A 4,664-nucleotide genomic window follows, 5' to 3' on the forward strand; every position below is an offset into this window, starting at 1 on the left:
TTTTTGAAATTGAAATTATGTTACCTACATCTAAACAAATCATCAGAAAAAAACTAATACTAACAGAAGAACATCGAATCCTGGCTAAAATATTCAACTTTTAGGGTGTCCCAGTGAGGAAAACAGGGTCGGCAACGGTTCCGGTAATTCCGCCCGTGCTAATTACTTCATGCCGTATTATTTTATTGGCACGGTTTAAATAAATGGCTACAAACATCTCAATGGTTTTGTGTTGCAATTGTGCCCTTAAATAATCGGCGGCATCTTTACTGGTAATAACACATGCTTTTTTTTGTTGGAATGTATGGGTTCTAATGCCTAACTCTAATGCGGCAACAATGGTTACTGCTTTTGCAGGCCCTATTCCTTTAATTTTTAATTGGAGTATTTCAGGTACACTCATCCCCGCTAATCGGGTTAAATTATTGTTGACTGCATGCAACAAAGTTTTGGCTAATTCCAATGCAGATGTATTGGCAGTTCCATTATTCATTAAAATAGCCAGTAGCTCTGCATTACTTAATGCACCGCATCCTTTCAATAACATTTTTTCTCTGGGGCGGTCATCTACAGCCCATTGTTTAATACTGTTTTGTGCCATAAGCAGTTGATGTGAATGAAGATAATTTTTTATGTATTATAAAAATAAACTTTGTTCACAAAATGCGGAAATCCTGTTTTTTCATTTCCTGGTTGAATGGTTATCTTCGCAACTCATTCCAGTTATTATGAATCCTTCAGTTAAAGTTTTTGCCGGTGCCGGTTCGCAAAAATTAGCAGAAAAAATTGCACAACGTTTTGGCGCTCCGCTCGGAAAAGTAAATATTCAAAAATTCAGTGATGGCGAAATGCAGCCTGTTTTTTTAGAAAGTATTCGGGGCGATTATGTTTTTTTAGTACAAAGCACTTTTGCACCGGCCGATAATTTGATGGAATTGTTATTAATGATTGATGCAGCTAAAAGAGCCAGCGCTTATAAAATTATTGCCGTTATTCCTTATTATGGTTATGCCCGGCAGGATCGGAAAGACCGCCCAAGAGTGGCCATTGGCAGCAAATTAATAGCCAGCCTGTTAGAAGCTGCCGGTGCCAACCGCATTATTACTATGGATTTACATGCACCTCAAATCCAGGCCTTTTTTGAAATACCGGTTGATCATTTAGACAGTTCGGCCATTTTTATTCCGTATATAGAACAACTGAAGTTAGATAACCTCACTTTTGCATCGCCCGATGTGGGTAGTAGCAACCGAGTTCGCGAAATTGCCAGCTATTTTAACGCCGAAATGGTAATTTGCGATAAACACCGCAAACGTGCCAACGAAATAGCCAGCATGGTGGTAATTGGCGATGTTACCGGAAAAGATATTATTTTAATTGATGATATTTGCGATACCGGCAGTACTTTGGCAAAAGCAGCAGCCCTGCTGAAAGAAAAAGGTGCTACCAGTGTGCGTGCCTTATGTACCCATCCGGTTTTAAGTGGTAATGCCTATCAAAATATTGAAAACAGTGAACTGGAAGAATTGGTGGTTTGCGATACCATTCCTTTGGCCAACCCCAATACCCAAAAAATAAAAGTACTTTCTGTAGCCGATTTATTTGCTATTGCTATTCGCAATGCGTATGAAAATAAAAGCATTACCAGCCTGTTCATTCATTCTCAACTTAGAAATACAAGGGTGTAAAGGCAAATAAAATACCTGAAAACGTTTCAAAGCACCGGCCAACCATAAATTTTATAGGCGGGTGCTTTTTTAAGTTGTATTCCCTTACCTTTGCCGTCCAAAAAATTATCTCACAATGGCTGCATTACCATAAAAATGCGTAGTCATTAAAACAAAAAAACAATGAAAACAATTACAATCGAAGGACAACTGAGGACCGAAACCGGGAAAAAAGCCACCCGACAAATTCGCTCTCAGGAAATGGTGCCAGGTGTAATTTACGGTGGCGAAAAAGAAATTAATTTTGCTGCGCCTGTAAAGGCATTTAAAGACTTGGTGTACACAGCAGAATTTCAAATTGCTGAAGTGAAAGTTGACGGTAAAACCTACCGTTGCATTTTAAAAGATATGCAGTTTGACAGGGTGAATGATTCATTAGATCATATTGATTTGTTAGAACTGCAGGACAATAAAAAGGTAATTGCTACTTTACCTTTACATTTTACCGGTACTTCTATTGGTGTAAAAGGTGGTGGTAAATTGGTGATTAAAATGAAGGCACTGAAAGTAAAAACCTTGCCTAAATACCTGCGTGAATTTATTGAAGTAGATATCACCAATTTGGAATTAAACGGCAATATTCGTGTAGAAGATGTAAAAGTTGAACACATGGAAATTTTAAACTCTCCACGTATCCCTATCGCATCGGTTGTTATGACACGCCAGTTGAAACAGGAAGAAGCTGCAGCTCCTGCCAAAAAATAAGGTTCAGGTTCAACCCAAATATATCCTCCGGTATTTGCCGGGGGATTTTTTTTGACCCTAAATTAACCACGCTCTCAATATATTTACAGCCATAAATGCTTTTGCTGAACTGTTTTATTTCCAACAGAATGGATGCATATTTCAGACAAACAATGCTAAACGAATAAATACATGAAAAAATATTTAATTATAGGGCTGGGCAATATTGGTCCGGAATACATGCATACCCGCCACAATATTGGCTTTGATGTGGTAGATGCTTTTGTATTAAAACATGGCGGCTTTTTTATGCCCGACCGCCTGGCATTGAAAGCAGAAGTAAAATGGAAAGGGTATTTGTTTGTTTGTATAAAACCCACCACGTTTATGAATTTAAGTGGGAAGGCGTTTAAATACTGGTTCGATAAAACGGCTGTACCCATAGAACAAACCTTAACCATTGTAGATGATTTGGCCTTGCCTTTAGATGTCATTCGTTTACGTGCTTCAGGTAGTCCGGCAGGCCATAATGGATTAAAAGATATTCAACTTACCATTGGTACTGATCAATACCCCAAATTGCGTTTCGGCATTGGTAACAACTATCCCAAAGGCATGCAGGCCCAATTTGTGTTAAACAAATGGCTGCCCAATGAACAGCCCATTGTGCAACAAAAAATTGCCAAATGCGTAGAAATCATCGAACAATTTGCTGCCGTGGGTATAGAAAAAACAATGAATATGGCTAACAGCTATAAGTTTATCTCCTAATCTTATCATTTTTAAACCAAATAGGAAAAACTTTACCTCGATTTAAGTAAATTCGCAATATTGATTGGATAAGCGGCGAAGAGTATGTTGCAAAGTCACCCTAAATTAACAGGAGTATGAAAATTTTTTGTGTAGGTAGAAATTATGCAGAACACGCCAAAGAATTGGGAAATGCCATTCCGGAAGAACCGGTTATTTTCATGAAGCCAAAATCAGCTTTGCTACAAACCAATGTTCCGTTTTATTATCCTGAATTTACCAATGAATTACATTATGAAGCCGAATTGGTATTTCAAATTTCCAAAAATGGTAAATACATTAAACAAAAAGATGCACCACATTTTTACAATAAAATAACCGTTGGTATTGATTTTACAGCCCGCGATATTCAAAACGAATTAAAGAAAAAAGGACTACCTTGGGAGAAGGCCAAAGCTTGGGATCAATCGGCTGTGGTGGGTAAATGGATGCCTGTTGAAAAAGATAGGATGAAGCAACCCATTGAATTCTCTCTCTACAAAAACAACGAACAGGTTCAATTAGGCAATACTTCGCAAATGATTTATTCGGTTGATTATTTAATTGCCCATATCTCTAATTATTTCTCACTCAACATTGGCGATTTAATTTTTACCGGTACACCCGCCGGTGTGGGCGAATGTGTGGTGGGCGATGAATTAACCGGATTTCTGGGTGAAGAAAAGATGTTTGAATTAACCATAAAATAAGTACCGTTACAGTTCGTATCGGTAGGAAAAATATGCTAACGACTGATTTGCTTTTGAATGCTTACCGCATTATGTTTACTGCCCGCTCTATGGCAGCCATTTATGAAGAAAACCGAACCATCACTAAATATGTGCATTCTACCTCTTCAGGCCATGAAGCCATTCAAATAGCCGCCGGATTACAATTATTACCTACCGATTGGCTCAGTCCCTATTATAGAGATGATAGTTTAATGATGGCTGCCGGGTTTGAACCCGAACAATTAATGTTACAATTATTGGCCAAAGCCACCGACCCATTTTCGGGTGGGCGCTCTTATTACTGCCATCCCAGCAGTCGCGATGCCGATAAACCCAAAATAATGCACCAAAGCAGTGCTACAGGTATGCAGGTAATACCCGCTACCGGTATTGCACAGGCTATTCAATACCAACTGCAACAGGGTTTATTGCCCAACAACGTCAATCCATTGCCCGTAGTGTTGTGTTCATTGGGTGATGGCAGCGTAACCGAAGGTGAAGTAAGCGAAGCCTGGCAATTTGCTGTTTTAAAACAATTACCCATTATTTATTTAGTGCAGGATAATGGCTGGAGTATTAGCGCTGCCATCCCCGAAGTGCGTGCCATGAATGCATTTGAATATGCCGATGGTTTTAAAGGCTTGCATAAACTACAATGTAACGGTGCACACTTTGTGCAAAGTTACCAAACCATGCAACAGGCGTTTGATTATGCCAGAACCGAACGTAAACC

General features: G+C 39.0%; 6 protein-coding genes. 5 read left to right on the forward strand and 1 reads right to left on the reverse strand.

Features of this window, described 5'->3' with window-relative positions:
* Positions 1-100 precede the first annotated feature (100 nt).
* Positions 101-601 (reverse strand): JAB domain-containing protein, encoded by a 501-nt coding sequence (locus A0F92_RS13675; RefSeq protein ID WP_068247377.1) that lies wholly within the window; start codon positions 599-601, stop codon positions 101-103.
* A 127-nt stretch (positions 602-728) separates the two neighbouring features.
* Here A0F92_RS13675 and A0F92_RS13680 point away from each other — a divergent pair, with 127 nt between their 5' ends.
* From A0F92_RS13680 to A0F92_RS13700, 5 genes are all read left to right on the forward strand, one after another.
* On the forward strand, positions 729-1,688 hold the full coding sequence (locus A0F92_RS13680) for a ribose-phosphate pyrophosphokinase (RefSeq protein ID WP_068247385.1): 960 nt from the start codon (positions 729-731) through the stop codon (positions 1,686-1,688).
* A 162-nt stretch (positions 1,689-1,850) separates the two neighbouring features.
* Positions 1,851-2,432: a 50S ribosomal protein L25 gene (locus A0F92_RS13685; protein ID WP_068247378.1), complete on the forward strand. Its 582-nt coding sequence runs from the start codon at positions 1,851-1,853 to the stop codon at positions 2,430-2,432.
* 171 nt (positions 2,433-2,603) lie between these two features.
* A complete protein-coding gene (gene pth / locus A0F92_RS13690) occupies positions 2,604-3,182 on the forward strand; it encodes an aminoacyl-tRNA hydrolase (RefSeq protein WP_068247381.1) in 579 nt (192 codons plus the stop codon).
* 116 nt (positions 3,183-3,298) lie between these two features.
* The gene (locus tag A0F92_RS13695) at positions 3,299-3,910 is read left to right on the forward strand and encodes a fumarylacetoacetate hydrolase family protein (protein ID WP_068247383.1); all 612 of its coding nucleotides are present in this window, start codon (positions 3,299-3,301) and stop codon (positions 3,908-3,910) included.
* A gap of 32 nt (positions 3,911-3,942) precedes the next feature.
* Positions 3,943-4,664 (forward strand): thiamine pyrophosphate-dependent enzyme (locus A0F92_RS13700; RefSeq protein WP_253810484.1); only part of this gene is annotated, 722 nt, incomplete at its 3' end.

The sequence above is a fragment of the Hydrotalea flava genome, assembly GCF_001623405.1.
GTDB lineage: Bacteria > Bacteroidota > Bacteroidia > Chitinophagales > Chitinophagaceae > Hydrotalea > Hydrotalea flava.

Coding starts and splice junctions, on each gene's coding strand:
- A0F92_RS13675 (WP_068247377.1), bottom strand. CDS start 601: ATGGCACAAAACAGTATTAAACAATGGGCTGTAGATGACCGCCCCAGA.
- A0F92_RS13680 (WP_068247385.1), top strand. CDS start 729: ATGAATCCTTCAGTTAAAGTTTTTGCCGGTGCCGGTTCGCAAAAATTA.
- A0F92_RS13685 (WP_068247378.1), top strand. CDS start 1,851: ATGAAAACAATTACAATCGAAGGACAACTGAGGACCGAAACCGGGAAA.
- pth (WP_068247381.1), top strand. CDS start 2,604: ATGAAAAAATATTTAATTATAGGGCTGGGCAATATTGGTCCGGAATAC.
- A0F92_RS13695 (WP_068247383.1), top strand. CDS start 3,299: ATGAAAATTTTTTGTGTAGGTAGAAATTATGCAGAACACGCCAAAGAA.